At 64.0% G+C, this 23,772-nt stretch carries 26 protein-coding genes; 17 read left to right on the plus strand and 9 right to left on the minus strand.

The window, feature by feature from the left end; genetic code table 11:
- Nucleotides 1–14: 14 nt before the first annotated feature.
- Complete coding sequence (gene ogt, locus J4G32_RS08620; protein WP_210485805.1) at nt 15–563, minus strand: methylated-DNA--[protein]-cysteine S-methyltransferase; 549 nt, start codon at nt 561–563, stop codon at nt 15–17.
- Nucleotides 560–2,131 carry a DNA-3-methyladenine glycosylase 2 family protein gene (locus J4G32_RS21700; protein WP_246504924.1) on the minus strand — a complete coding sequence of 524 codons (1,572 nt, stop codon included), beginning with the start codon at nt 2,129–2,131 and terminating at the stop codon, nt 560–562. The genes ogt and J4G32_RS21700 overlap by 4 nt, the downstream gene beginning before the upstream one ends.
- Before the next feature lie 291 nt (nt 2,132–2,422).
- Here J4G32_RS21700 and J4G32_RS08635 point away from each other — a divergent pair, with 291 nt between their 5' ends.
- Entirely contained in the window at nt 2,423–2,716 is a 294-nt protein-coding gene (locus J4G32_RS08635) for an HU family DNA-binding protein (RefSeq protein WP_210485807.1), read from the plus strand.
- A gap of 75 nt (nt 2,717–2,791) precedes the next feature.
- Here J4G32_RS08635 and J4G32_RS08640 read toward each other — a convergent pair whose 3' ends face one another.
- A complete protein-coding gene (locus tag J4G32_RS08640; RefSeq protein WP_210485809.1) occupies nt 2,792–3,586 on the minus strand; it encodes an IclR family transcriptional regulator domain-containing protein in 795 nt (264 codons plus the stop codon).
- A gap of 185 nt (nt 3,587–3,771) precedes the next feature.
- On the opposite strand from J4G32_RS08640, the gene J4G32_RS08645 reads away from it, so the two are divergent.
- The 13 genes from J4G32_RS08645 (at nt 3,772) to J4G32_RS08705 (ending at nt 14,874) form a co-directional block, all read left to right on the plus strand.
- Entirely contained in the window at nt 3,772–4,950 is a 1,179-nt protein-coding gene (locus J4G32_RS08645; RefSeq protein WP_210485811.1) for an ABC transporter substrate-binding protein, read from the plus strand.
- A gap of 85 nt (nt 4,951–5,035) precedes the next feature.
- A complete protein-coding gene (locus J4G32_RS08650) occupies nt 5,036–5,899 on the plus strand; it encodes a branched-chain amino acid ABC transporter permease (protein ID WP_210485813.1) in 864 nt (287 codons plus the stop codon).
- 7 nt (nt 5,900–5,906) lie between these two features.
- The gene (locus tag J4G32_RS08655) at nt 5,907–6,908 is read left to right on the plus strand and encodes a branched-chain amino acid ABC transporter permease (RefSeq protein ID WP_210491058.1); all 1,002 of its coding nucleotides are present in this window, start codon (nt 5,907–5,909) and stop codon (nt 6,906–6,908) included.
- A complete protein-coding gene (locus tag J4G32_RS08660; RefSeq protein WP_210485815.1) occupies nt 6,905–7,669 on the plus strand; it encodes an ABC transporter ATP-binding protein in 765 nt (254 codons plus the stop codon). Before J4G32_RS08655 ends, J4G32_RS08660 begins: the two co-directional genes overlap by 4 nt.
- Nucleotides 7,650–8,366 carry an ABC transporter ATP-binding protein gene (locus tag J4G32_RS08665; protein ID WP_210485816.1) on the plus strand — a complete coding sequence of 239 codons (717 nt, stop codon included), beginning with the start codon at nt 7,650–7,652 and terminating at the stop codon, nt 8,364–8,366. The genes J4G32_RS08660 and J4G32_RS08665 overlap by 20 nt, the downstream gene beginning before the upstream one ends.
- An 8-nt stretch (nt 8,367–8,374) precedes the next feature.
- Entirely contained in the window at nt 8,375–9,169 is a 795-nt protein-coding gene (gene pcaD / locus J4G32_RS08670) for a 3-oxoadipate enol-lactonase (protein WP_210485818.1), read from the plus strand.
- Nucleotides 9,162–9,554 carry a 4-carboxymuconolactone decarboxylase gene (gene pcaC / locus J4G32_RS08675; RefSeq protein ID WP_210485822.1) on the plus strand — a complete coding sequence of 131 codons (393 nt, stop codon included), beginning with the start codon at nt 9,162–9,164 and terminating at the stop codon, nt 9,552–9,554. The genes pcaD and pcaC overlap by 8 nt, the downstream gene beginning before the upstream one ends.
- A gap of 32 nt (nt 9,555–9,586) precedes the next feature.
- On the plus strand, nt 9,587–10,312 hold the full coding sequence (gene pcaH, locus J4G32_RS08680) for a protocatechuate 3,4-dioxygenase subunit beta (protein ID WP_210485824.1): 726 nt from the start codon (nt 9,587–9,589) through the stop codon (nt 10,310–10,312).
- Nucleotides 10,312–10,938, plus strand: a complete 627-nt coding sequence (gene pcaG, locus J4G32_RS08685; protein WP_210485826.1) for a protocatechuate 3,4-dioxygenase subunit alpha — start codon at nt 10,312–10,314, stop codon at nt 10,936–10,938. Before pcaH ends, pcaG begins: the two co-directional genes overlap by 1 nt.
- Before the next feature lie 18 nt (nt 10,939–10,956).
- Nucleotides 10,957–11,802: a CoA transferase subunit A gene (locus J4G32_RS08690; protein WP_210485828.1), complete on the plus strand. Its 846-nt coding sequence runs from the start codon at nt 10,957–10,959 to the stop codon at nt 11,800–11,802.
- Nucleotide 11,803: 1 nt separating this feature from the next.
- On the plus strand, nt 11,804–12,595 hold the full coding sequence (locus J4G32_RS08695; protein WP_210485830.1) for a CoA-transferase subunit beta: 792 nt from the start codon (nt 11,804–11,806) through the stop codon (nt 12,593–12,595).
- A complete protein-coding gene (gene pcaF / locus J4G32_RS08700; protein ID WP_210491068.1) occupies nt 12,595–13,800 on the plus strand; it encodes a 3-oxoadipyl-CoA thiolase in 1,206 nt (401 codons plus the stop codon). The genes J4G32_RS08695 and pcaF overlap by 1 nt, the downstream gene beginning before the upstream one ends.
- 9 nt (nt 13,801–13,809) lie before the next feature.
- A complete protein-coding gene (locus tag J4G32_RS08705; RefSeq protein ID WP_343232615.1) occupies nt 13,810–14,874 on the plus strand; it encodes a 3-carboxy-cis,cis-muconate cycloisomerase in 1,065 nt (354 codons plus the stop codon).
- A gap of 109 nt (nt 14,875–14,983) precedes the next feature.
- On the opposite strand, the gene map is transcribed toward J4G32_RS08705, so the two are convergent.
- Nucleotides 14,984–15,772 carry a type I methionyl aminopeptidase gene (gene map, locus J4G32_RS08710; protein WP_210485832.1) on the minus strand — a complete coding sequence of 263 codons (789 nt, stop codon included), beginning with the start codon at nt 15,770–15,772 and terminating at the stop codon, nt 14,984–14,986.
- Complete coding sequence (locus tag J4G32_RS08715; RefSeq protein WP_210485834.1) at nt 15,769–15,981, minus strand: ParD-like family protein; 213 nt, start codon at nt 15,979–15,981, stop codon at nt 15,769–15,771. Before J4G32_RS08715 ends, map begins: the two co-directional genes overlap by 4 nt.
- 271 nt (nt 15,982–16,252) lie before the next feature.
- Here J4G32_RS08715 and pobA point away from each other — a divergent pair, with 271 nt between their 5' ends.
- A complete protein-coding gene (gene pobA, locus J4G32_RS08720) occupies nt 16,253–17,422 on the plus strand; it encodes a 4-hydroxybenzoate 3-monooxygenase (RefSeq protein ID WP_210485838.1) in 1,170 nt (389 codons plus the stop codon).
- A gap of 32 nt (nt 17,423–17,454) precedes the next feature.
- On the opposite strand, the gene J4G32_RS08725 is transcribed toward pobA, so the two are convergent.
- Complete coding sequence (locus J4G32_RS08725) at nt 17,455–17,700, minus strand: hypothetical protein (RefSeq protein ID WP_210485840.1); 246 nt, start codon at nt 17,698–17,700, stop codon at nt 17,455–17,457.
- Nucleotides 17,701–18,083: 383 nt separating this feature from the next.
- On the opposite strand from J4G32_RS08725, the gene J4G32_RS08730 reads away from it, so the two are divergent.
- Complete coding sequence (locus tag J4G32_RS08730; RefSeq protein WP_210485842.1) at nt 18,084–18,260, plus strand: hypothetical protein; 177 nt, start codon at nt 18,084–18,086, stop codon at nt 18,258–18,260.
- Nucleotides 18,261–18,276: 16 nt separating this feature from the next.
- Here the strand turns inward: J4G32_RS08730 and J4G32_RS08735 are convergent, their stop codons facing one another.
- Both J4G32_RS08735 and J4G32_RS08740 read right to left on the minus strand, forming a co-directional pair.
- Nucleotides 18,277–18,501 (minus strand): DUF6894 family protein, encoded by a 225-nt coding sequence (locus tag J4G32_RS08735; protein WP_210485844.1) that lies wholly within the window; start codon nt 18,499–18,501, stop codon nt 18,277–18,279.
- 172 nt (nt 18,502–18,673) lie between these two features.
- Nucleotides 18,674–19,978 carry an alpha/beta hydrolase gene (locus J4G32_RS08740; protein ID WP_210485846.1) on the minus strand — a complete coding sequence of 435 codons (1,305 nt, stop codon included), beginning with the start codon at nt 19,976–19,978 and terminating at the stop codon, nt 18,674–18,676.
- 220 nt (nt 19,979–20,198) lie between these two features.
- On the opposite strand from J4G32_RS08740, the gene J4G32_RS08745 reads away from it, so the two are divergent.
- On the plus strand, nt 20,199–21,626 hold the full coding sequence (locus J4G32_RS08745) for a coniferyl aldehyde dehydrogenase (RefSeq protein WP_210485848.1): 1,428 nt from the start codon (nt 20,199–20,201) through the stop codon (nt 21,624–21,626).
- A gap of 12 nt (nt 21,627–21,638) precedes the next feature.
- Here J4G32_RS08745 and J4G32_RS08750 read toward each other — a convergent pair whose 3' ends face one another.
- Nucleotides 21,639–23,675: a sensor histidine kinase gene (locus tag J4G32_RS08750; RefSeq protein WP_210485850.1), complete on the minus strand. Its 2,037-nt coding sequence runs from the start codon at nt 23,673–23,675 to the stop codon at nt 21,639–21,641.
- Nucleotides 23,676–23,772 lie beyond the last annotated feature (97 nt).

Consider the following 23,772-nt stretch of genomic DNA (forward strand, 5'->3'; position numbering starts at 1 on the left):
TTCGGCGCGGCGCGCTATAGGCCCAGGGGCAGTTGCGCGCCGGAATGAGCGATGCCCTCGTGGGCGAGAAGCCACTTCTTTCGCGCCATGCCGCCGCCATATCCCGTGAGGGTGCCGTTGGCGCCGATGACGCGATGGCAAGGGACGACGATCCCGATCGGGTTGGCGCCGTTGGCAAGGCCCACCGCTCGAATCGCTGCCGGTCGCCCAATGCGTCGGGCGAGCTCCGAATAGGTGATGGTCATCCCGTGTGGGATCCGGCGTAATTCCTGCCAGACCTGCCGTTGGAACTCCGTGCCAGCCGTTGCCACGGGCAGCTTGTCGATGATGTCGAGATCGCCCTCGAAATAAGCCAGCATCGCGTCCGTCAGGCCGCCGGGATTGCGGGCTGGCTCCAACACATAGCCGGTCTTGCCGTAATGGCGGCTGAAGAGTCGATGAAGTCGATCGTCATGGTCGCTCCAGTCCACCGCCCGCAAGCCGTCATCGTTGTCTGCCACGATCGCCATTTCGCCGATCGGCGTTGCGACTCGGTCAATCCGAAGGGTGAGTGTCGGCGTCATGTCAGGCGACCTTTGCTTGCGCCGGCGAGAGCGGCATCGGCAGCCCAAAGGTGCTGGGCAGCGTAGGCGCGCCAGGGCCGCCATTGTTCCGACCGCGTCACGAGGTCGGCCGGTGTGGGCCTGCGGCCGGACACATCCGCCGCGCCGCGCAGAAGACCGATGTCGGTTGCGGGAAAAGCGTCCGTTTCGCGCAGCGCCCGCAACGCGATGTATTGGGCCGTCCAGTCGCCGATCCCGCGGATGCGGCGTAGCCTGTCCACCGCTTCCTCCAGAGTGCCGGCCGCGTGAAACAGCAACGGGTCTTCGATCGCCGCCTGTGCCATCGCCGTCAGAGCGGCTCGGCGGGCCGATGGCATGCCGAGCGGCGCGAGATCGGCCGTCACCACCTCGTCGGCAGACGGAAAGATCAGGGAGAGGGGAGGTGCGCTGTCTGGCTGTCCGGCCAAGGATGGGCCGGCGATCTGCACCAGGCGTCCGGCGAGATGACGTGCGGCCTCGACGGTGATCTGTTGACCCAAGATCGCCCGCACCGCCAGCTCGAATCCGTCCCAGGCGCCGGGCGCGCGTAGGCCGGGTCGCTGCGCCACCAGTCTGGCCAGAAAAGGGTCTTTCGAGAGGTGGAGCCCGATCACGTCGATATCGGCGCCGGTATCGAAGACCCGCCGCACCCTGGCAAGGATATGGGGCAGTGCCCGCACGCAGGGAAATCGGACCGTCACCGCCAGACTCTGCCGGGTTGGCGCGTGCCGGACCGTGACCAGACCGCATGACCCATTGTGGCGCACTGTCCGGGAATAGGTGTCATCCGCCACGCGCTCGACGCCGGCGATCGCGCGCGCCTCGAGAAACCCTAGCATCGAGGCCCAATCGAAGGGAGGGCGATAGGGAAGCAGCAGCGTCACGCCACTCTGGCTCGCATCCCCTGCCGGGACATCGCTGGCCGCCGAGCGCCGGAGGGCACGGGGCGGCCGGCGAAAGAGGGTCTGGAAGGTCTCGTTGAATCGTCGAACGGATCCGAACCCCGCCGCGAAGGCAATCTCGGTCATGGGCATGCGGGTATCGTGAATGAGCTGCTTGGCGAACAGAACCCGCCGCGTCTGGGCGACAGCCACGGGCGACGCGCCCAGATGCTGCTTGAAGAGCCGCCGCAGCTGACGCTCTCCGATACCCAGACGTCCCGCGAGGATGTCGACCCCCGAACTGCTATCGAGCCCCCCTTCGGCGATCAGCGCCAGGGCGCGCGACACGGTGTTCGATGTGCCGCGCCAGAAGGCGAGTTCGGGCGCCGTCTCCGGGCGACAGCGCAGGCAGGGGCGGAATCCGTTCTCTTGAGCGGCGGCTGAGGACGGAAAGAAACGGCAGTTCTCCGCTTTCGGTGTCCGCGCCGGGCAGATTGGACGACAATAGATCCCCGTCGAGGTCACGCCGACGAAGAGGCGGCCGTCAAAGCGCGAATCGCGGCTCTGGAGGGCTCGGTAGCCGATGTGAGGGTCGATGAGCGTCATGTCGCAAGGCCTAGCACCGGTCGGAAGCGGCGACTGGCGGTTTTCGGACGTTACCATCACCATCCCGGCCCGTCTCCTCTGCGCGGGCGCCTTGTGGCAGGACCATCCTGCGCGACCCAACGCCTCGCAGAATGGATGTGATTCGCGAGAATGCCTGTGACTACAGGCGATTCGCGCCGCATCCACGGCTTGGCACCCGGCAGTAGGTAACGTATCGAGTCAGAGGCGGGATCGGCAAAATCCAGTCACAGGGCCTTGACGCCGGCCTTCCGGCCATGCCACGGCGGCGTCAGGCCGGACGTAACTGGGAAACGCTGTCGTGTTTGGCTTTCCAATCGGACCATGAGGACCATCATGAACAAGAATGATCTCATCGAGCACATCGCTCAGGAATACGAACTCACCAAGACCTTCGCGAAGGAAATGCTCGAGAATATTTTCGACAAGATCACCGACACCGTCCACAAGGGCGACGAGGTTTCGATCTTCGGTTTCGGGAAGTTCAAGCTCGTCGATCGCAAGGCGCGCAAGGGCCGCAACCCGCAGACGGGTGAAGCCATCAAGATCGCCGCCTCGAAGAACGTGAAGTTCGAGCAGTCGAAGGGCCTGAAAGAGCGCGTCAACACCAAGCGCCGCGCCCGCAAGTAACAGAGCCCCCGGGCGAGGCCCGGGCACCTGCCAATCCTCCAATCGGGCGGTTCCGCCCGATTGGAATCTTATTCTCTAAAGGATGTGACGCAGCCCCTCGGCCACCTCGCGCAAAGCGGGGAGGAAGCGGCTTTCCATATCGTTTGCGGACACGCGCGCTGCCTGGGTGCTGACGTTCAGCGCGATGCGGACCGACCCGTTCGGCTCGATGAGCGGAAGTGCGATGGATCGCAGGCCCAGTTCCAGTTCCTCGTCGATCACCGCACATCCCCGCAGACGGACGTCGTCGAGCCGGTCCCTCAGATCCTGCCTGCGGGTGACCGTCCGAGGCGTGCGCGGTTCCAGTTTGACCCGCTTGAGATAGGCGTCGATGGCTTCCGCGGATTGGTGAGCAAGGATGGCGCGGCCAAGCGATGTGCAATAAGCGGGCAGTCGCGTCCCTATCCCGAGGCTCACGGACATGATGCGCTGCGTCGGCGATCGGGCCACGTAGACGATATCGTCGCCATCGAGCATCGCCGCCGAACTGGACTCGCCGGTGAGCCGCGAGATCTTTTCCAGGGCGGGCTGGAGCCGTTCCGAGAGCGAAGAAGACGACAGATACGCATAGCCCAGCCGCAGGATGCGTGGGCTGAGGCTGAAGTAGCGTCCGTCGAACTCCGCGTAATTGAGTTTCGCCAGGGTTCGGAGATAGCGGCGAGCGGCCGCCCGGGTAATCCCGGTGCGTTTGGCCACATCCGCCAGCGTCAGCCGTGGCTGGTCGGGGCCGAATGCCTCTATCACCGCGAGTCCCTTTTCGAGACTTGCCACGAATTCCTTCGCGTCGGGGTCCGGAGGCCGAGTTTCTGTCGTCTCCGCGCGCTCTTTCATCCCCACCCTCCATCCGTAAGCGTCACGGACTTGACACCTCACGGACGGAGAGTACTTCATGTTCGGTGTGAGTTTCAATGTTCGTTCTGCGAACACTCCCAGGGAGCATGAGACGGCTTCATCGATGGGCCTCGACCGCTTAGGATGAACAAGCAGGCTGTCGCAAACAGCACGGAGGAAATGCCATGGTTGAAAAGAAGCTCCTGGGGGCTGCGCTCGGCGCGTTGCTTCTCGGCACGGTCGCCGCATCGGCGGATACCATCAAAGTCGGCATCATCGGACCCTTCTCAGGTCCGTTCGCCCTGCAGGGAAAGAACTTTCAGGCTGGCGTGGAAGCCTTCATGGCGCTCAACGGCAAGAGCGTGAAGGGACACGATGTCGAGATCATCTATCGCGACCTGCCCGCCGCCAACCCGGCGCAGTCGCGCGCGCTGGCGCAGGAACTGGTGGTGAAGGACAAGGTACAGTATCTCGGCGGCGTCTATTTCACCCCCGACGCGATGGCGATTACTCCCCTGTTGAAACAGGCGAATACCCCGCTGGTCATCTTCAACGCCGCGACCTCGGCGATCATGAACACGTCGCCGCTGGTGGTGAGGACGTCCTTCACGACCGCCCAGACGACGACTCCCCTCGGCAAGGTCGCGGTCGACCGCGGCATCAAGAAGGTCATCACGGCCGTCAGCGATTACGGCCCGGGCGTCGACGCCGAAGTGGCGTTCAAGAAGGCATTCGAGGCAGCTGGCGGCCAGGTGGTCGAGGCCATCAGAATGCCGCTCAACACCAACGATTTCAGCCCGATCATGCAGCGTGTTCGCGACTCGAAAGCGGATGCTGTCTTCGCATTCCTGCCCTCAGGACCAACCACACTGGGGTTTGTGAAGGCCTATAACGAGACGGGACTTCGGCAGGCCGGCATCAAGTTTCTTGCCCCCGGCGACCTGACACAGGAATCTGATCTGCCGGCGCTTGGCGATGGTGCGCTAGGCCTCCTGACGTCGTTCCACTACGCGGTCGCGCACGACAGTCCAGAGAACAAGACCTTTGTCGACGCGGCCAGCAAAGCCATCGGTTCGCCTGAGCAATTGTCGTTTCCCGCCGTCGGAGCCTATGACGGGATGAACGTCATCTACAAGATGATGGAGGCGACCGACGGCAAGCAGGACGCGGAAAAAGCGGTGGCGGCCGTCAAGGGGCTGTCATGGACCAGCCCCCGCGGCCCGGTCAGTATCGACCCCGAGACGCGCCATGTGACGCAGAATATCTATCTGCGCGAAGTCGCCAAGGACAGCGCGGGCAAGGCCTACAACAAGGAAATCGAGACCTTCGCCAATCAAAAAGATCCCGGCCTTGCAGCACCCTGACGTCTGACATCGGCGGGGGCGCGCGTCCGGCTCCGGACAGCGCGCCCGCGCGCAAAAATCCGGCTGGGCCCGACGGGACATCCACATGCAGACCGCATTCAGTATCGCCATCGACGCTCTCGCTTACGGCATGGCGCTGTTCATCATCTGCATCGGCCTGTCTCTGACCATGGGCCTGATGCGGGTCGTCAATCTGGCGCATGGGGCCTTCGCGATGATCGCGGGCTACATCGCGTCCTATGCGGTGCGCGACCTCGGCACGAATTATGGGGTGGCGATCCTGCTGGCGATGGCGGGCACCATTGCCGTGTCGATACCCCTCGAGCGGTTCTTGTATCGGCGGATTTATGGTGCGCCGCAGCTGACGCAGGTGCTGATGACCATCGGTATCACGTTCTGCGTGATCGGCATCACCAACTACTTCTTCGGCCCCACCTTGAAGACGATTCCGCTGCCGGGCTTCTTATCGCAGCCGGTCGATCTGGGCTTTCGGTCAGTGGCGGCGCATCGGCTTTTCGTGATGGCCTGCGGGGCGGTTGTCGCGCTCGGGCTCTGGTTCCTCATCGAGAAGACCGCCTTCGGCATTCGGTTGCGCGCCACTGTCGACAACGCGCCGATCTCCGAAGCGCTGGGCATCCGCACGCAGGTCGTCTACGCGATCGCCTTCGCTGTTGCGATGGGCCTTGCCGCCTTCGGCGGCGTGGTCGGCGCCGAGTTCCTGCCAATCGAACCCTATTATGCCTTGCGCTACATGGTGACGTTTCTGGTGGTCGTCTCCGTGGGCGGCGCAGGCTCCATTCCCGGCGCGCTGATCGCCTGTCTGGTGCTGGGCGCAGTCGACACGACGGCCCGATATCTCATGCCTGAATTCGGCAATTTCTTTTTCTACGCAGCTGTGATTGCCATTGTCTGGGTGTTTCCGCGCGGTCTTCTCGGAAGGGCGCACTGAGGTGCAGATCGAAGCAGACACCCGTTCCATCCCGGCGTTGCCGAAGCACCGCGGCGGGGCATGGCGCGACGTTGCGGGCATTCTGCTGATCGCGGTCGCCGGCGCTGCCGGGTATTTCCTGTTCCCCGACAGCCTCGCGCTTCTGACGCGGGTGACGGCTCTGGCGATGCTCGCTCTCTCGCTCGACCTCGTGGTGGGCTATTGCGGCGTTGCGACACTTGGCCAAGCCGCCTTGTTCGGGGCCGGCGCGTATGCGGCGGGCATTGCCTGCGTTTCAGGAGTGACCGAGCCGTTGAGCCTCCTCCTGATCGGTGCGGTGGCGGGCGCTGCTGCCGGGCTGGTGATGGGCGGCATCATGCTGCGCGCCCACGGTCTCGCCCAGCTGGTATTGTCCATTGCCATCGTGCAGCTCTTCCATGAGGCGGCCAACAAGGCGTCGTCCTATACGGGCGGGAGCGATGGACTTGCCGGCCTGACGGTCGGGCCGCTGTTCGGCATCTTCGCATTCGATCTGTGGGGACGCACCGCTTATCTGCTTGGCGTGGTAATCCTGGTGGCCGTCTTTGCGGCGTTGAAATTTGTCGTCGCATCCCCCTTCGGAATGATGTGCCGTGGCATCAAGGAGGATCCGATCCGCATCCGCTCCATGGGGGCCTTCGTCTCGCCGGTGCTGCTCAAGATGTTCGTCATCTCCGGCGCCGTGGCCGGAACCGGCGGTGCGCTGGCGGCGATCTCGACCCAGGTCGTCGGTCTCGACAGCGTGAGCTTCGAACTCTCGGCGAATGCCTTGGTCATGCTCGTGCTTGGCGGGATCGGCACGCTGTACGGGGCAATTGTCGGAACGATCATCTTCATGGCGTTCGAACACGTGGTCTCGGCCATCAATCCGTTCCACTGGATGACGATGGTCGGCGCCCTTCTCATCGCGGTCGTCATCGCCGCGCCCCGTGGCCTCGGCGGCCTGGTTGCACGGCTCTGGACGCCGAGCCGACATGGGGAGCGCCCATGAGCGACGTGTTCAAGGTCGAGGCTCTGTCGAAGGCCTTCGGCGGGCTGACCGTGAGCCGCAACATCTCGCTTGCCATGAAGGCGGGTGCCCGCGTTGCGCTCATCGGTCCAAACGGCGCCGGCAAGACGACCTTCGTCAATCTGGTCATTGGCCAGTTGCGTGCGGACACCGGCAGGATCTTGATCGGGGAGCAGGATGTCACGCGGCTCGGCGTCGTGCCTCGGGTTCGTCAGGGTCTTGTGCGGACCTTCCAGGTCACACGCCTCTTTTCCGATATGACCCCGGAGGAGCACCTGATCCTCACGGTGCTCCAGCGCGAGGGGCGCGCGTCCCGTATCCTCGGCGGATTCAGGAGCGACTCGACCGTGACGGGCGAGGTGGAAGGTCTGCTCGCAGCGCTCGGGCTCCTCGAGGTGGCGCGGCGCAAGGTCGGCGAGATCGCCTATGGCCAGCAGCGGCTTCTCGAGATTGCCATCGCACTGGCGTTGAAGCCGAAGGTGCTGTTGCTGGACGAGCCGGCCGCCGGCGTGCCGCAGAGCGAGACGCCGCGGATCGAGCGGGCGCTCGAACGCCTGCCGCCGAGTCTTGCTGTACTGATGATCGAGCATGACATGGATCTCGTGTTCCGGTTCGCCAAGCACGTGGTCGTGCTTGCTGCCGGCGAGATCATCTTCGAAGGGCTGCCGTCTGAAGTCGCCGCGAACGCCAAGGTTCGCGAAGCCTACCTGGGAAGTTACGCCGATGCCCGCAAGCACGCTTGAGGTACAGGGCCTGAGCGCGGGCTACGGTCCGACACGCGTCCTCGAAGATCTGTCGTTCTCGGTGGCTGCCGGCGAACGCCTGTCAATTCTCGGGCGAAACGGGATGGGCAAAACGACGCTGCTGTCGAGCATCATGGGCCTGACGCGCCACCAGGGCGGCGCTATCCTGCTCGATGGCGACGATGTGTCCCGGCTGCGCGGATCTGAACGGGCCCGCAGGGGGGTCGGCCTTGTGCCGCAGACCCGCGATATCTTTCGGTCGCTGACCGTCGAGGAAAACCTGCTGGCCGGCATCAAGGACAGGCCCGGCAGCGTCATCGCGGAAGCCTACGAGATGTTTCCGCGCCTGAAAGAGCGGCGGCGCAATCTGGGTTGGCAATTGTCGGGCGGTGAACAGCAGATGCTGTCGACGGCCCGCTGTATTCTCGGGGAGCCATCGCTGCTTCTCCTCGACGAACCGCTCGAAGGCCTCGCGCCGGTGATCTGCGACGAGTTGATGATCGCCTTCACGAAGCTCGCCGCAGGCGGGAGCATGACCGTCCTGCTGGTCGAGCAGCGGATCGAGGCGGCCCTCGATTTCGCCGAAAAGGTCGTGATCCTCGAGCGCGGTCGCATTGTCTGGCAGGGCACCTCGACCGCCCTTCGCGCGGACGACCAACTGATTGAGCATTACATCGGCGTTGGAACGCTGCACTGAGAGGGTTCATGGCATTCATCCGCGCAAACGGGCTCGTTCTTCACTACCGGATCCTCGGCCGCGCCGACGGCCCGGCTTTGGTCTTTGTCAACTCGCTCGGCAGCGACCTTCGGATCTGGCAGGACGTGGTTGACGCATTCTGCGGCACATACCGGGTCATCCTCTACGACAAGCGCGGCCACGGATTGTCGGATGCGCCGCCGGCTCCTTACGCTATGGACGACCATGCGGACGACCTTTTGGCCCTGCTCGAACAGATCCAGGTCAAACGGGCCGCGATCGTCGGCCTGTCGGTCGGTGGCATGATCGCCCAGCGGATAGCTGTGCGGGCCCCGCAAAGGGTCGCGGCTCTCATTCTGTGTGACACCGCCACGAAGATCGGAACCGCAGAGAGCTGGGCCGAACGTATCGCTGCCGTGGAAACGTCAGGCCTCGCGTCGATTGCCGACGCCGTCATGCAGAGGTGGTTCACCCCATCATTCCGCGAGGTGCGATCCGCCGAATGGACGGGCTGGCGCAACATGCTCGTGCGCACGCCGCCTCATGGCTACACGGGCACGTGCGCTTCGATCCGCGATGCGGATCTGACCGCAGACGCGCCGTCGATTGCGGCACCCACGTTGTGCATCGTCGGCGATCAGGATGGGTCGACGCCGCCGGAGCTCGTCCGGCACACCGCCGGCCTCATCCCCGGCGCTCGGTTCGAGATCATCCCGGCTGCCGGACACATTCCATGCATCGAACAGCCGGCGGTCACGTCGCGGCTGATTGCGCAGCATCTTGAGGAGGCGGGATATGTCTGATCACGACAGGAGCGAGCGTTACGAGGCCGGCATGGTGGTGCGGCGCAAGGTGCTTGGCGACGCGCATGTGGATCGCGCGAGCGCACAGGTGACCGATCTCGATGCGGACTTCCAGTCCTTCATTACGGAAGGGGCCTGGGGCACCGTCTGGTCGCGCCCCCACTTTTCCCTTCGCGAGCGGTCGATCGTCACGATCGCGTTGCTCGCCGCTCTCGGACAGGACGAGGAGGTCGCAATGCATGTGCGCGCGACCGCCAATACCGGCGCGACGCGCGAGGATATCCGGGAGGCCTTGATGCACGTGGCCGTCTACGCCGGTGTTCCCGCGGCCAATCACGCCTTCAAGATTGTAAAGAAGGTTCTGGCCGACATGGAAACGACTTGAGCCCAAGCTTTCTGCTGTTGTGAGGAGCACACATGTCCGACGACGGATCCTACTTCCAGCGTGATCGCGCCTGGCATCCGCCCGCATTCACCCCGGACTACAAGACGTCCATCCTGCGCTCCCCGCGCTTTCCATTGCTGTCTCTGGACAACACAATCTCGGAATTGACCGGTCCGGTCTTTGGCGACGCGCTTCTGGGGCCGCTCGATAACGATCTGATCCGCAACTACGCCAAGGATGGCGATCCCATCGGCCAACGCATCGTCGTCTACGGCCGCGTCCTTGACGAGAATGCCCGTGCTGTTCCGGGCGCGCTGCTTGAATTCTGGCAGGCCAATGCGGGCGGACGCTATCGGCACAGGAAGGAGACGTATCTCGCGGCGATCGATCCGAATTTCGGCGGATGCGGCCGGGCGATCACCGATTCCGAGGGACGCTATGAGTTCCGCACCATCAAGCCGGGTGCGTATCCGTGGCCCAACGGCGTCAATGATTGGCGTCCGGCGCATATCCATTTTTCGGTCTTCGGTCATGCCTTTGCGCAGCGCCTGATCACGCAGATGTATTTCGAGGGCGATCCGATGATCTGGCAATGCCCGATCGTGCGAACGATCCCGGACAAGGCCGCGATCGAGCAACTCGTGGCGGCGCTCGACCGCAACGCGACGCTTCCGATGGATGCGCTTGCCTACAAGTTCGACATCGTCCTGCGCGGCCGACGCGCGACGATGTTCGAGAACCGCCCGGAGGGGAATTGATGGTGCAGAAATTGGATCGTCTGAAGGAATCGCCGTCGCAGACGGCCGGGCCCTATGTGCACATCGGCACCAATCCGAACAGCGTGGAGATCAAGGGCGTCTGGAACGAGGACCTCGGCAGCCGGATGCTGAACACGCAAACGCTCGGTGAGCGCATCGTCCTCGAGGGCCGTGTCCTTGACGGCAGCGGCGCACCGCTCAAGGACGTGCTGGTGGAGATCTGGCAGGCCGACGCGCAGGGGCTCTATCCCTCTCCGCAGGAAAAGCGTGGAAAGGCCGATCCCCATTTCGCCGGCTGGGGGCGGCAGCCGGTCGATCCCGTCACCGGCATCTACCACTTTGAGACCGTCAAGCCGGGCAGGGTGCCTTATCGCGACGGGCGAATGATGGCGCCGCACGTGACGTTCTGGCTCGTCTCGCGCGGAATCAATCTGGGCCTGCACACGCGCCTGTATTTCGCCGACGAGGAAGAAGCCAATGCGCAATGCCCGGTTCTGGCCCGCATCGAACACACACGCCGCATTCCGACGCTGATCGCATCGCGTTCAGAGGCGAATGGGCTTGCGACCTACACCTTCGACATTCGCCTTCAGGGTGAAGGCGAAACCGTTTTCTTCGACATCTGATCGTAACGAAAGAATCCAATGGCCCAGTTTCAAAGCCTCCGCGAGGCGGTCGCCGACAATCTCAAGGACGGCGACACGGTTGCGTTCGAGGGGTTTACCCATCTCATTCCACATGCCGCAGCCCATGAGGCGATCCGCCAGGGGCGCCGGAACCTGACGCTGATCCGCATGACGCCGGATATCATCTACGATCAGATGATCGGCATGGGACTGGCCAAGGCCGCGGTTTTCTCGTACGCCGGAAATCCGGGTGTCGGCCTGCTGCGGCGGATGCGCGATGCAATCGAAAACCAATGGCCGGTTCCGCTCGAGACCGTCGAGCACAGCCATGCGGCCATGGCGAATGCCTACGAGGCAGGCGCCGCCGGGCTCCCTTGCGCAATCTTTCGCGGCTACCGGGGCGCTGGCCTCAAGGACGTCAATCCCGGCATCAAGAGCGTGATCTGCCCCTTCACGGGCGAGGAGCTCGCGGCCGTTCCCGCGCACCGGCCGGATGTGGCCTTCATCCACGCACAGAAGGCCAACAAGCGTGGCGACGTTCTCGTCGAAGGCATTGTCGGTGTGCAGAAGGAGGTTGTCCTGGCCGCCAAGCGCGCCGTTGTGACGGTCGAAGAAATTGTCGACGACTTCGCGGGCCTGCATCCCAACCTGTGCGTCCTGCCGCACTGGACGGTGACATCCATCGTGAAGGTCCCCGGCGGGGCGCACCCGTCTTACACCCATGGGTACTATGCCCGCGACAACGCAGCCTATCTGGAATGGGACAAGATCTCGGCCGATCGCGATCTCTTCACGCGCTGGATGAAAGACAACGTCCTTGATGCAACCCCCGATGTCTTTGCCGAACGCGTGAAGGGACTCTGAGATGACGGATCTTTCCAACGTCACACCGACCGAAATGATGACCATTGCGGCAGCCCGCGCGCTCTCCAACGACGATGTGTGCTTCGTCGGCATCGGCGCGCCCTCGGCGGCCTGCAACGTGGCGCGCCTGACGCATGCGCCGGGCATTACCTTGATCTATGAGAGCGGGACCATTGGCACGGCACCCGATGTCCTGCCGCTGTCGATCGGCGACGGTGAATTGTGCGCGACCGCGGTCACGACCGTGTCGGTGCCGGAGATGTTTCGCTACTGGCTGCAGGGCGGCCGTGTGACCGTGGGCTTTCTCGGCGCCGCGCAGCTTGATCGCTTCGGTAACATCAACACGACGGTGATCGGTGACTACCATCACCCGAAGGTCAGGTTGCCCGGTGGGGGAGGCGCTCCGGAGATCGCGACATCCTGCCAGGAGGTGTTCATCACCATGAAGCAGACGACGCGGGGAATGGTGGAGAAAATCGATTTCTTCACCTCCTTCGGGCATGGCGAAGGGGGCGATCATCGCAAGCGCCTGGGGATCTCCACCAAGGGCCCGACATTGCTGGTCACCGATCTGGCAATCTGGAAACCGGACGCTGAGAGCAAGGAATTCACTGTCGTCTCCTTGCATCCCGGCGTCACACGCGAAAAGGTGCAGGAAACCTGCGGTTGGACGGTGCGCTTCGCCGCGACCGTCGAGGAGACACCGCCCCCGACCGAACTGGAATTGACGACACTGCGTGACCTGCATGCGCGCACCGCGCGCGCCCATGGCGGCAAGAAGGAACAATCATGATGCGAGACGCCTATATCTGCGCCTATCTGCGCACCCCCATCGGCCGCTATGCAGGGGCTCTTTCCAGCGTGCGGGCCGACGATCTCGGCGCTGTGCCGCTGCGTGCGCTGATGGCGCAATTCCCCTTGATCGATTTCGAGGCGGTCGACGACGTCATCTTCGGCTGCGCCAACCAGGCGGGCGAAGATAATCGCAACGTTGCCCGCATGTCGCTCCTGCTTGCGGGCCTCCCAACCGGGATTTCGGGATCGACCATCAATCGTCTGTGCGGATCGGGGATGGATGCGGTCATTGCCGCCGCCCGCGCCATCCGCTCCGGTGATGCCGATCTCATCATCGCCGGCGGCGTCGAATCCATGTCCCGCGCGCCCTTCGTGATGCCGAAGGCGGAGTCGGCATTTTCCCGAAATGCGGAAATTTTCGACACCACGATTGGCTGGCGGTTCGTCAATCCGCTGATGAAGCAGCAATACGGCGTCGATTCCATGCCCGAGACCGGCGAGAATGTCGCGGAGGATCACGGCGTGTCGCGGCAGGACCAGGACGCCTTCGCATTGCGGTCTCAGCAGAAGGCGGGCGAAGCGCAGAAGAACGGACGTCTCGCCAAGGAGATCACACCGGTCTCGATCAAGCAGCGCCGCGGCGATCCGGTGACGGTCGCCATGGACGAGCACCCGCGCAGCGACACCACGCTCGCAATGCTGGCGAAGCTGCCGACACCGTTCCGGAAGGATGGCACGGTGACAGCCGGCAACGCCTCGGGCGTCAATGACGGTGCGGCGGCGCTCATCGTCGCGTCCGAGGAGGCGATGCGCAAATACGGGCTGGAGCCACTGGCGCGCATCGTCGGTGGCGCCGCCGCGGGCGTTGCGCCCCGGGTCATGGGAATGGGCCCCGTGCCGGCCACGCGAAAATTGTGCGCACGCCTCGGGCTCACCCCGGCGGATTTCGACGTCGTCGAGTTGAACGAGGCCTTTGCCAGCCAAGGCATCGCGGTCTTGCGTGAATTGGGAATCGCCGAGGACGCCGCGCATGTGAACCGCAATGGCGGGGCCATCGCGCTCGGCCATCCCCTTGGCATGACGGGTGCCCGCATTGCGGGCACCGCTGCGCTCGAGCTTAAGCTGAACGGCGGCAAGCGCGCGCTCGCCACCATGTGCGTCGGGGTGGGGCAGGGCATTTCCATCGCCCTCGAGGCCGTCTAGGCTTCCCGGATGATGCCTGTCGGTCCCTCATCGCCACTGCTCTCCGCCCTCGTGGGCGACGAGGAGGTCGGCGCGTACTTCTCGAACGAGTCCGAATTGCGGGCTATGCTGGCGTTCGAGGCGGCGCTCGCGCAGGCACAGGCGAGTGCGGGGCTGATCGAACCCGCTACGGCCGATGCAATCGTACGGGCCTGCCAGGATTTCCGGCCCGATTGGCCGGATCTCTCCGCAGGCTTTGCCCGGGACGGGGTCGTGGTGCCGGCGCTCGTGCGGCAATTACGGCGCGCGGTCGGCGAGGCGCACGCGCCGTTCGTGCATCTTGATGCGACGAGTCAGGATGTCATCGACACGGGCCTGATGCTGCGGTTGAGGAGCGTCACCACACTTCTGTTCGATCGCCTGTCTACTCTGCTCGCAACGCTTGAGGCTCTGAAAGCACGCGAGGGTGCGGTGCCGCTGATGGCACATACGCGCATGCAGCAGGCGCTTGCGTTCACCGTTGCCGACAAACTCGACACCTGGATCGCGCCACTGGTGCGCCACCGCGCAGCCCTTCTCGCATTGCGGTCTGAGCTTCTGGTGATTCAACTGGGCGGGCCGATTGGCACGCGCAGTGAACAGGGCGGCGTAAGCGAGGCCGTGGCGATCGGGTTGGCGGAGCGCCTCGATCTGCGCAATGTGCCCCCCTGGCATTCGCAACGGGAAAGAATCGGGGCATATGGCGGGTTCCTCTCGTTGGTGTCGGGATCTCTGGGCAAGATCGGCCAGGACATCGTCCTGATGGCGCAGAACGAAGTGGGTGCAGTCCTGTTGCCCGATGGCGGAGGATCCTCTGCGATGGCGCATAAATCGAACCCGGTCACCGCCGAGGTGCTCGTGGCCATCGCGCGTTTCAATGCGGGCCTGCTGGGCACGCTCCATCAGGCGCTCGTTCACGAGAACGAGCGCTCCGGCGCGGCCTGGACGCTGGAATGGATGGTGCTTCCTCAGATGACGACAGCGACAGCCGCCGCGTTGCATAAAGCGCAGACGCTCGCCGCGGGCATGCACTTCAAAACGCAGGACCACGGATAGACGCTGACGGCGTCGCGCCAACGAGTCTCAACGCCGGCGCGGAATCGGGTCTGCCGCTTTCCAGATCGATGTCCGAACCATCGCAGGAACGGACAGCGATCGTCCTCGGTCAGTCCCGGCCCTTCATCTTTTTCAACATGTGTCGTTCGTCAGGACGCAGTGTGAGCACGGACACGCCCGATGCTGTCACCGCAACGGTGTGCTCGAACTGGGCCGAGAGCGACCCGTCTTTCGTCACGACAGTCCAGCCGTCAGCTTCGGTCTTCACGCCCCTTCGGCCCCGGTTGATCATCGGTTCGATGGTGAACACCATCCCCTCACGGAGCGCGAGGCCAGTTCCCGGCTTTCCGAAATGCATCACCTGCGGTTCTTCATGCATCTCGCGGCCGATGCCGTGGCCGCAATATTCCCGCACCACGGAGTATCCATGCCGCTTGGCATGACGCTCGATCGCCCAGCCGATATCGCCCAGTTGTGCGCCGGGACGCACCGCCCGAATCCCCATCCACAGGGCCTCATAGGCGGTGCTGACGAGCTTCGCCGCGAGCGGATTGACCTCGCCCACGAGGTAAGTCTTGCTGGAATCGGCCAGATAGCCGTTCTTCTCAAGCGTGATGTCGACATTGACGATGTCGCCGCCCCGAAGCACGGTCGATGGGGACGGAACGCCGTGGCAGACCACGTCATTCAACGACGAGTTCAACACAAACCCATAGCCATATTGGCCCTTGCTGGCCGGTCGAGCCTGCAGATCGCGGACGATGAAATCTTCGACTCGGTCGTTAATTTCGAGGGTGGACATGCCGGCGAGCGATAGTTGATCCAACATCGTGAAGACGGATGCCAGAAGCCTGCCGGAATCCGCCAACAGGGCCAGTTCGTTAGGCTTCCTCGTCATGCCTCGCTCACCACCAACGGTGGGGCCGATACGCCCGCCGAGCGTAGCTGTTCCTTGATGATTTCTGTGAAGCTCAGGGTCGGATTGGTCTCGCAGAGCATGCCAACCTTGATCCAGTAGGCGGCTTGCGCGTTGATCGACCGACACGAGACCTTGCACGCCCGGCGCACCTGATCGTGCAGGTCGTCGTCGATGTTCACAATGCCCATGAGAGCCCCCTTACGATTCGTATATGGAACGTATATGCATGGGTGATCCAGATGCCAAGTCTCAGGTCGGACATGCGGTTGTTTCAGTCGCCGAGCAGACTAGGCGGTTCCACGGGTGCGGCCATGGCGTCCTGCAATCGGCCTCTCTGTCGCCAGGCGACACCCCAAAGGGGCCTGCCATTTCGGGAAAACCGCGATAGGCTGAGACCTCCCGCGCCGCCGCCCGTTCCATCGTCGCGCGGATCAATCCCGCGGATTCGGAGAGACAGGCATGCGTGTTCAGGTCGCGATCATCGGAGCAGGTCCGGCTGGCCTCCTGCTCGGCCGCCTGCTCCAGAACCGGGGAATCGAGACGGTGATCGTCGAGCGACGCAGCCGTGCGTATGTGCTCGGCCGGATTCGCGCTGGCGTCCTCGAACAAGGCACCGTGGACCTGCTGGACGAGGCTGGCGTGGGACAGCGCATGCACGCTGAAGGGCTGGTGCATCGGGGTGTCGAATTCAGCTTCGATGGCGACCGTCACCGATTCGATTTCGAGGATCTCATCGGACGCCGCGTGATGGTCTATGGCCAGACCGAAGTGACCCATGATCTCATGGCGGCGCGCGATGCGTCCGGCGCGCTGACCATCTACGAGGCCGATCATGTGAGCGTGGACGATTTCGACAGCGCCAACCCCAGGGTTCGCTACGTGAAAGACGGAGTAGCGCACGAGATTGCGTGCGATTTCATCGCCGGCTGCGACGGCTATCATGGCGTGTCGCGCGCGAGTGTTTCGCCGGACTCGCTTCGCACCTTCGAGCGGGTCTACCCTTTCGGATGGTTGGGCGTTCTCTCCGAGACACCGCCGGTGGCGGATGAACTGATCTACGCCCATCACGAGAGAGGGTTCGCGCTCTGCTCCATGCGGTCGCCGACCCGCAGTCGCTATTATGTTCAATGCGCGTCGGATGAGGATGTGGCCCGCTGGACGGATGATCGCTTCTGGGACGAATTGCGCAGCCGCCTCGATCCTGAAACCGCCGAGCAACTGGTGACGGGTCCGTCCCTTGAAAAGTCGATCGCCCCACTGCGGAGTTTCGTGGCGGAGCCGATGCGGTTCGGGCGCCTCTTTCTCGCCGGCGATGCCGCCCACATCGTGCCACCAACGGGCGCGAAGGGACTGAATCTGGCTGCGAGCGATGTGCGGTATCTGGCAGAGGGACTAATCGAGTTCTACGGCGAGGGGTCTGAGGCTGGCGTAAACGCCTATTCGTCCCGGGCGCTCGCGCGGGTCTGGAAAGCGGAGCGGTTTTCGTGGTGGATGACGTCGATCCTCCACACCCTCCCGAACACCGATTCGTTCGGGCGTCGCATCCAGCGCAGCGAGTTCGACTATCTGGTCGGGTCGCGGGCCGCTGCGCAGTCCCTTGCGGAGAATTACACCGGCCTACCAGTCTGATGAGGATCGGCCGAACCGATCGCGAGACGACTTCAGTTGACGGCGCAGGAGGGCACTTCACCCATGGAGGCGGCGTCCGCGGCCATCAAAAGGGCTTCGCCGAGTTCCCGCGCCCGCTCCGGTGTCATGGCAACAGGCATCTTGTGACGGATGCCTTGGGCGAAGTCCTTCGCGTTGGCGGCGATTTCGATGACCATCATCGCGTCACGCCCATCGAGGGTCCCAACGGAGAACCCGGTGAGTGCGCCGATAAGATCGAGATCCAGGTCTGGGGCCATCTGTGCTTCCACTTCTTGACTGAGCGGCATCAGATCTAGCCGAATCGTGGAACCCCGTCTGCTCTCCGGCTGGAGAGTGGATAATGTTGCCGAGGATCAAGTGCCGTTTTCAGGCGATGTTTTCCCTGCTGTGGCGCGATTCCATCGCGTTAACGAAATTTTCATTCGAGGCCCGGAGGGGACCGCTCCAACGGCCGTTTAGACTTGACCGTACGGGGGAGTGAATGGTTTTGTCTGACCCATTGGTTGCGGGGAGAGGGCGATAATCCGGCTCTCGGCGAGCTGCACTGGCGGGGCCGGCACGCAAGGTGTGTCCCCTTCATCCAGGGACCGACTTCACTCCGTCCGCGGGCATCATGCCGCGGGCATTCTTAGGACCGACAATGAAACAGATCGCCCTCACGCTGGCCGCAGCCGTTCTCATGGCCGGCTGCGTTTCCTCGAACGCGCCCAGCCGCGAGCCGAATTACGTCCAGTCGCAGATCTACCAATCTCCGATGCCCGTCACCGACAATTTCGGCAGCAACGACCTTCCTCCCACCATCGGCGGCTTGCGCTAAGTCCCTGACGCGAGTCTCAAGCGTGGGTGGCGGAGAACGGCACGATCGCCACCACACTCCCCGATGAGTCGTAGACGTTGACCAGCCAATCCGACCAATCTGGGAAGGCCGGCAGCCCGGCCATCAATGCGCCTGCCACGCAGGCTGCGACCCGCTCGACCTGTTGCGGCCGGATCCGGGCCCCGTGGCGGTCGACGATCATGTCGACGCCGTTCGTGCAATGGAAATAGTGCAGGGACATCGCCGTGCCTCCGGCAGGACCGCTCCGCCCTGCGCAGGCTGTCAAAGATCAGCCGGCCCGGACAGTTCCGTACAATGCCGTGACGCGCCGCGCGGTCCCCGCAATCCCCATTTTTCACAGCCTGTGGGAAGCGCTACGGTGGAAAACCGGCGGATGATCGATCGCGTCAGGCTCAGGGCCGGCGCCGCACCACCGCGTTGGGCCCTTCCACGATCAGGTCCCCGGTCGAGGTCGCCGCGTCTCCGATGGTGGCGCCCAGTTCCTTGACCTGTCCGCCGAAGTTCTCGCGGGTGCGCGGGTCGATCACGGCGACCGGGGCCGAGATGATGACGCCGGCGGCGCTCCCGACGGTCGCGGCGGCTCCCGTGGTCACCTGCACGATGCGCTCCCCGAGCCCGACCCGCGAATCCGTGATCGTATCCTGACTGGCAAGGCGCTGGCCGATCATCTGCACCACCTGGGGACTCTGGGCGAATTTGGCGTGGTTGAGGCTGTCGCCCGTGCGGAGGCTGGTCAGGTCGATGACGGTGATTTTCTCCTGCGCCAATTCTGTCCGGTAGGGTTCCGCTTCGGGATCGATGGCGCCCAGCCGCGACGTGCTGCCCCACACACGGCGCGAGACGGCTAGCGCACGGTCGTCCTGCGAGACGAACAGCGTGAAATTGGGTCGGTTCGGTCCGAACTGGGTGAACTGGGACCGGAACACGTCCACGTCCACGTCCGGTGCGGCCAGCATCACATTTCGGATCTTGGGAGCGATCCGCTTGTTGCGGATCGCCATCTGGCGAAGCGCCTCGATGGCGACCCAGTTGCCCATGGAATGGGCGAGGATCGAGATCTCGCCCACGCTGGGGTCCTGGGCGAGATGCGTCAGCAGGTTTTCGAGGGAATCCCGTGAGAAATTGCTGCTTTCCCGATCGTAGCCGTAGGCGAAAAGCGACCCGCGTGACGGCCACGTGAAGAGAACGGGCACGACCGGCGCATCGGAATCATGAACGATCTGCGCGAAGCGGAAGACCGCGTCCTCGAAGCGATTGTTGAACCCGTGGATGAAAACCAGCACCCGCCGTTGCGGCGTCTGCGCCAGTTTCCGATTGAACCACTTGAGAGCTTGCGGCTGCGTCAGCGAATCCGCCCTGAGGGCGACGAAATCGGTGGCGGGATTCCCGGGAACAGACCGCGGCCACTGCACCTCGCCCACTTGGCGAACCTGCTGTGGCGGGATCGACACGGTGATGTTGGCGAAGGTTGCCTGGGGCGTGCCGCGCTCGCCGGTATACATTTCCCCGGGGTCGGTGGCCCGGTCGCGGGTGGTCGCCACCAGCATGTCGACCTGCGTGGTCCCCGGCGTTCCGGCCGCGACCGGCAGGAGGACGCCCCGCGGCGTCCCGGCACAGGCGGCCAGCGTAAAGGCCATGGCGAGGCCTCCAGCGATCAGCTGAGTGCGGCGCAGGAGCGATGCGAGACCTTGAGACATGAAAAGCCGCTAACCTCTGCCACGCGCGGGGATGACCATGAGGTCTCCATCCCTGCGCGGGAAACTGGACCAGCCACAATCTTCGCGCAACGGAAACCTCGGTGCGCGAACCATGATAGACGCCGGGTGTGGCCTGGCCGCCATGCTCTCGCCCCCGAACCTGCTGGATTTCCGCAGGCGCGGCCATATCTTAACGGCTCCTCAACCATGGTTTCACGTTATGCGCGCACAGGACTGGACGGCATCAATTGAACGTTTGCCGGGGGTCTTGGCCGCGCAACGGGCAGCCTATTTGCGCGACGGGCCGCTTTCCATGGAGCGTAGGGCTGCCGCCATGGATGCCCTTGTCGAGGCTCTTCTCAGCCGGTCTGAGGATTTCGCGCAGGCGATCAGCGCGGATTTCGGACATCGCTCGCCGCATGAGACCCGGCTCGCCGACATTTTTCCGGTCATTGCTGGCTTGCGGCATGCCCGCCGGCATTTCCGGCGCTGGGCAAAGCCGACCCGGCGACCGATCGACCTGATGTTCAGGCCCGCGCGGGGCGAGATCATGTGGCAGGCCCTTGGCGTCGTGGGGATCGTCGCGCCCTGGAATTACCCGGTTCAACTCGCACTCGGACCGTTGACCGGAGCGATTGCGGCGGGAAACCGGGCCATGATCAAGCCGTCGGAACTCACGCCTGCGACTTCTGCCCTGCTGGCAGAGGTCATCGCTCTCGTCTTTCTCCCGGAGGATGTGGCGGTGATCCAGGGCGGCCCCGAGGTCGCCCAGGCCTTCTCGAGCCTTGCCTTCGACCATCTGCTGTTTACCGGATCGACAGGAGTGGGCCGAAAGGTGATGCGCGCGGCGGCTGAACATCTGGTTCCGGTGACGCTCGAACTGGGGGGCAAGTCGCCGGTTGTGCTGGCGCCGGATTTTCCGGTCGCAAAAGCTGCCGAACGGATCGCCGTGGGCAAACTGTTCAATGCGGGCCAGACCTGCATCGCACCGGATTATGCCCTGGTGCCGAGAGTGCAGGAAGCAGCCTTCATCGACGCCTATTCCCAGGCGGTGGCTCGGCTCTATCCCTCCCTTGCCGGGAACCCCGATTACACTGCCATCGTCAGCGACGCGCATTTCGACCGGCTGACAGCCCTCGTGGCCGATGCGCGGGGGAGGGGTGCCATGGTGCGCGAGATCAATCCGGCAAACGAGACCGTCTCGGCGCTCGCCCGCAAATTTCCGCCTGTGGTTCTGTCGGGCGTCCCGACCGACGCAACCGCATTGCGCGAAGAAATCTTCGGGCCGGTCCTGCCGGTGGTCCCCTATGACGACCTCGCGGAGGCCTGCCGATACATCAACGAGCGCCCCCGGCCTCTGGCATTCTATCTTTTCAGCAATGACCAGGCGACCGTGGACCATGCACTCGCCGCCACGATCTCGGGCGGCGTGGCCCTCAACGACACGCTTTTGCATTGCGTGCAGGAGGAGCTTCCCTTCGGCGGGGTCGGAGAGAGCGGGATGGGCGCCTATCATGGGGAGGCAGGATTCCGCACATTCAGCCATGCCAGATCGGTGTTTCGCCAGTCCCGCCTGAATGGCGCCGGGATGACGCGCCCTCCGTATGGCAAGCGGATGAACTGGCTTCTCAACCTCGTGCTGCGCTGAGGACCAAGCGCGTCAAACGGGTACGACGATCACATACGACACGCCCGATTCCGCGAAGCTGACCGTCACTGCACCGGCCAATTCGCCTTCGATGCTGCGACGGATCAGGCGAGATCCGAAGCCCTGGTGCTTGGAGGGTTTGACGGGCGGTCCGTCATGCTCGCGCCAGGTCAGGTGAAGTTCCGCCGATTGGGCAAAGGTGACGATGCTCCAGCTGAGGTCGAGGATTCCCCCTGCTGGTGACAGCGCCCCGTATTTGACGGCATTCGTCACCAACTCGTGCAGCACAAGACCGAAATTGATGGCGTGCCGCGGCGGAAGCTTCACAGGCGGCCCTTCGATATGGACCCTGTCGTCCCCGTCCCGTCGATAGGGGGCAAGCTCCTGCTCGGCGATGTCGTGAAGATCGGCGGCCTGCCAGGAATTGCGTGTCAGGAGGTCGTGCGTCTTGGACAGGGCGAAGAGCCGCCCCTCGAAAGCCTGCCTGAATTGCTTGGGGTCCGGCGATGAGCGGTGGGTCTGCGCGGCGATCGACTGGACCGTGGCCAGCGTGTTCTTGACCCGGTGATTAAGCTCGTCGAGAAGGAGCCGCTGCTGGTTTTCGGCCTGTTTGCGCTCTGTGATGTCCTGAAAGATGCCGACGAAATAGACCGGCCGCTTGACGGCGTCGAAAAACACCCGGCCCTTGGAGTTGATCCAGCGTGTCTCCTCATCGCCGCGGACGATCCGGTATTCATCCTCGTAGTCCCCGTCACCGGTCGCGGCGGCGCGCAGCTTGGCCATCACCGCGTCGGTATCCCGCGGGTGGACCAAGGCCTTCCAGGCTGGCAGCGTCGTCGTGAGATCATCGGGCGACAGTCCCAGCAGGATCGCCGCCTGGGTCGACCAGCCGCCCGTGCCTTTGAGGTGGTCGTACCACCAGGTCCCCATGGATCCTGCCTCAAGGGCCAGGCGCGCCCGCTCCTCGCTTGCCTGCAATGCCCGCTGGCGCGTGGCCAGATCGTCCATGAGGTCGTTGAAGGCGCGGGCGAGCACGCCCAGCTCCCCCGGTGCGGATTTGAGGTCCATGCGGGCGTTGTAATCGCCCCGGCGCCACGCGCGGACCGCCTGCGTCATGGCATCGAGCGGCTTGGTGATGAAGGCATGGCTCGTCAGCCACGACAGGGACAGGACCAGAACGAGAGCCGCCGCGATGATCAGGAAGCCCCGGTTGGCGGCGCGGTTGATGGTGTCGAACGCTGCCTTCGACGAAAAGCCCGCACTGACGTAGATTCCATGCGCCGAGGTCGAGATCGGAATGAAGCCGAGAATGCGCTTCACCCCATCCTGGCTGAGGGCCTCGAAGGAGCCGGGCTCGCTCGCCAGCACGTATTTCATCGACAGGTCAGGAATGCGGCTGCCGACGAAGCGCTCCGGGAAGGGCTCCCGTGCGATGATCACCCCGTACCGATCCGCAATCGTCACCGAGCCGTCGGTTGGCAGGACGCGCTCCTTCAGCTTGGCGTCGAGCCAGCCGAGATCGAGGGCCGCCGCGATGACCCCGACAATCCGTCCGTCTTCGCCCCAGATCGGCAGGGCAAGCGGCAGCACCGGCTGCGGACCAAGCTCGCCTTCGGGAAAATCCGGTGTGAAATCTCCGACCGCGAAGCCCTGACTCGCGAGTGCCATCTTGAAATAGGACCGATCGCTGAATCGCGCAGTGACGTCGCCGATCTCGGACTGCCGGCACCGGACGGCGCCCTCCATATCCAAGGCCACGAGGGAGACGAGATGAGGCACCTTCTGCTGCAGGGAGCGCAGGTAGGTGCTGCACGCGGGAGCATTCAGGGCGCGGATCGAGGGCGTTTCGTCGACCGCCAGCAAGAGGCTTTGAATTCCGTCGAGGATCCGTTCGAGCTCGGATGCCGCAAGCCGCGCCTGGCGCACGGCGAGCTCGGTCACTTCCGCCTCCCGGGCGCGACGGAGTGACACCTCGGTATAGGTCCAGATCACGATTGCAGGGAGAACCGAAATCAGGGCCAGAAGGAGCAGGCGTCTGGTGAGCGTCATGCAAGCGTCCAGCCCGTGGACCAGAAGGGGATCACAAAGATCAACACGCGTCCACCCTGGCGTGCGCCCCATCGACCTTGCATCCGCGCCCCGGAGA

It is taken from the genome of Microvirga antarctica (assembly GCF_017921815.1).
GTDB classification, from domain to species: Bacteria; Pseudomonadota; Alphaproteobacteria; order Rhizobiales; family Beijerinckiaceae; genus Microvirga; species Microvirga antarctica.

Coding starts and splice junctions, on each gene's coding strand:
- map (WP_210485832.1), bottom strand. CDS start 15,772: ATGACGAGGAAGCCTAACGAACTGGCCCTGTTGGCGGATTCCGGCAGG.
- pobA (WP_210485838.1), top strand. CDS start 16,253: ATGCGTGTTCAGGTCGCGATCATCGGAGCAGGTCCGGCTGGCCTCCTG.
- J4G32_RS08665 (WP_210485816.1), top strand. CDS start 7,650: ATGCCCGCAAGCACGCTTGAGGTACAGGGCCTGAGCGCGGGCTACGGT.
- pcaH (WP_210485824.1), top strand. CDS start 9,587: ATGTCCGACGACGGATCCTACTTCCAGCGTGATCGCGCCTGGCATCCG.
- J4G32_RS21700 (WP_246504924.1), bottom strand. CDS start 2,131: ATGGTGATGGTAACGTCCGAAAACCGCCAGTCGCCGCTTCCGACCGGT.
- J4G32_RS08695 (WP_210485830.1), top strand. CDS start 11,804: ATGACGGATCTTTCCAACGTCACACCGACCGAAATGATGACCATTGCG.
- ogt (WP_210485805.1), bottom strand. CDS start 563: ATGACGCCGACACTCACCCTTCGGATTGACCGAGTCGCAACGCCGATC.
- J4G32_RS08690 (WP_210485828.1), top strand. CDS start 10,957: ATGGCCCAGTTTCAAAGCCTCCGCGAGGCGGTCGCCGACAATCTCAAG.
- pcaG (WP_210485826.1), top strand. CDS start 10,312: ATGGTGCAGAAATTGGATCGTCTGAAGGAATCGCCGTCGCAGACGGCC.
- J4G32_RS08745 (WP_210485848.1), top strand. CDS start 20,199: ATGCGCGCACAGGACTGGACGGCATCAATTGAACGTTTGCCGGGGGTC.
- J4G32_RS08635 (WP_210485807.1), top strand. CDS start 2,423: ATGAACAAGAATGATCTCATCGAGCACATCGCTCAGGAATACGAACTC.
- J4G32_RS08735 (WP_210485844.1), bottom strand. CDS start 18,501: ATGTCCCTGCACTATTTCCATTGCACGAACGGCGTCGACATGATCGTC.
- pcaF (WP_210491068.1), top strand. CDS start 12,595: ATGCGAGACGCCTATATCTGCGCCTATCTGCGCACCCCCATCGGCCGC.
- J4G32_RS08640 (WP_210485809.1), bottom strand. CDS start 3,586: ATGAAAGAGCGCGCGGAGACGACAGAAACTCGGCCTCCGGACCCCGAC.
- J4G32_RS08730 (WP_210485842.1), top strand. CDS start 18,084: ATGAAACAGATCGCCCTCACGCTGGCCGCAGCCGTTCTCATGGCCGGC.
- J4G32_RS08645 (WP_210485811.1), top strand. CDS start 3,772: ATGGTTGAAAAGAAGCTCCTGGGGGCTGCGCTCGGCGCGTTGCTTCTC.
- pcaD (WP_210485818.1), top strand. CDS start 8,375: ATGGCATTCATCCGCGCAAACGGGCTCGTTCTTCACTACCGGATCCTC.
- J4G32_RS08715 (WP_210485834.1), bottom strand. CDS start 15,981: ATGGGCATTGTGAACATCGACGACGACCTGCACGATCAGGTGCGCCGG.
- J4G32_RS08660 (WP_210485815.1), top strand. CDS start 6,905: ATGAGCGACGTGTTCAAGGTCGAGGCTCTGTCGAAGGCCTTCGGCGGG.
- J4G32_RS08650 (WP_210485813.1), top strand. CDS start 5,036: ATGCAGACCGCATTCAGTATCGCCATCGACGCTCTCGCTTACGGCATG.
- J4G32_RS08725 (WP_210485840.1), bottom strand. CDS start 17,700: ATGGCCCCAGACCTGGATCTCGATCTTATCGGCGCACTCACCGGGTTC.
- J4G32_RS08705 (WP_343232615.1), top strand. CDS start 13,810: ATGATGCCTGTCGGTCCCTCATCGCCACTGCTCTCCGCCCTCGTGGGC.
- pcaC (WP_210485822.1), top strand. CDS start 9,162: ATGTCTGATCACGACAGGAGCGAGCGTTACGAGGCCGGCATGGTGGTG.
- J4G32_RS08740 (WP_210485846.1), bottom strand. CDS start 19,978: ATGTCTCAAGGTCTCGCATCGCTCCTGCGCCGCACTCAGCTGATCGCT.
- J4G32_RS08750 (WP_210485850.1), bottom strand. CDS start 23,675: ATGACGCTCACCAGACGCCTGCTCCTTCTGGCCCTGATTTCGGTTCTC.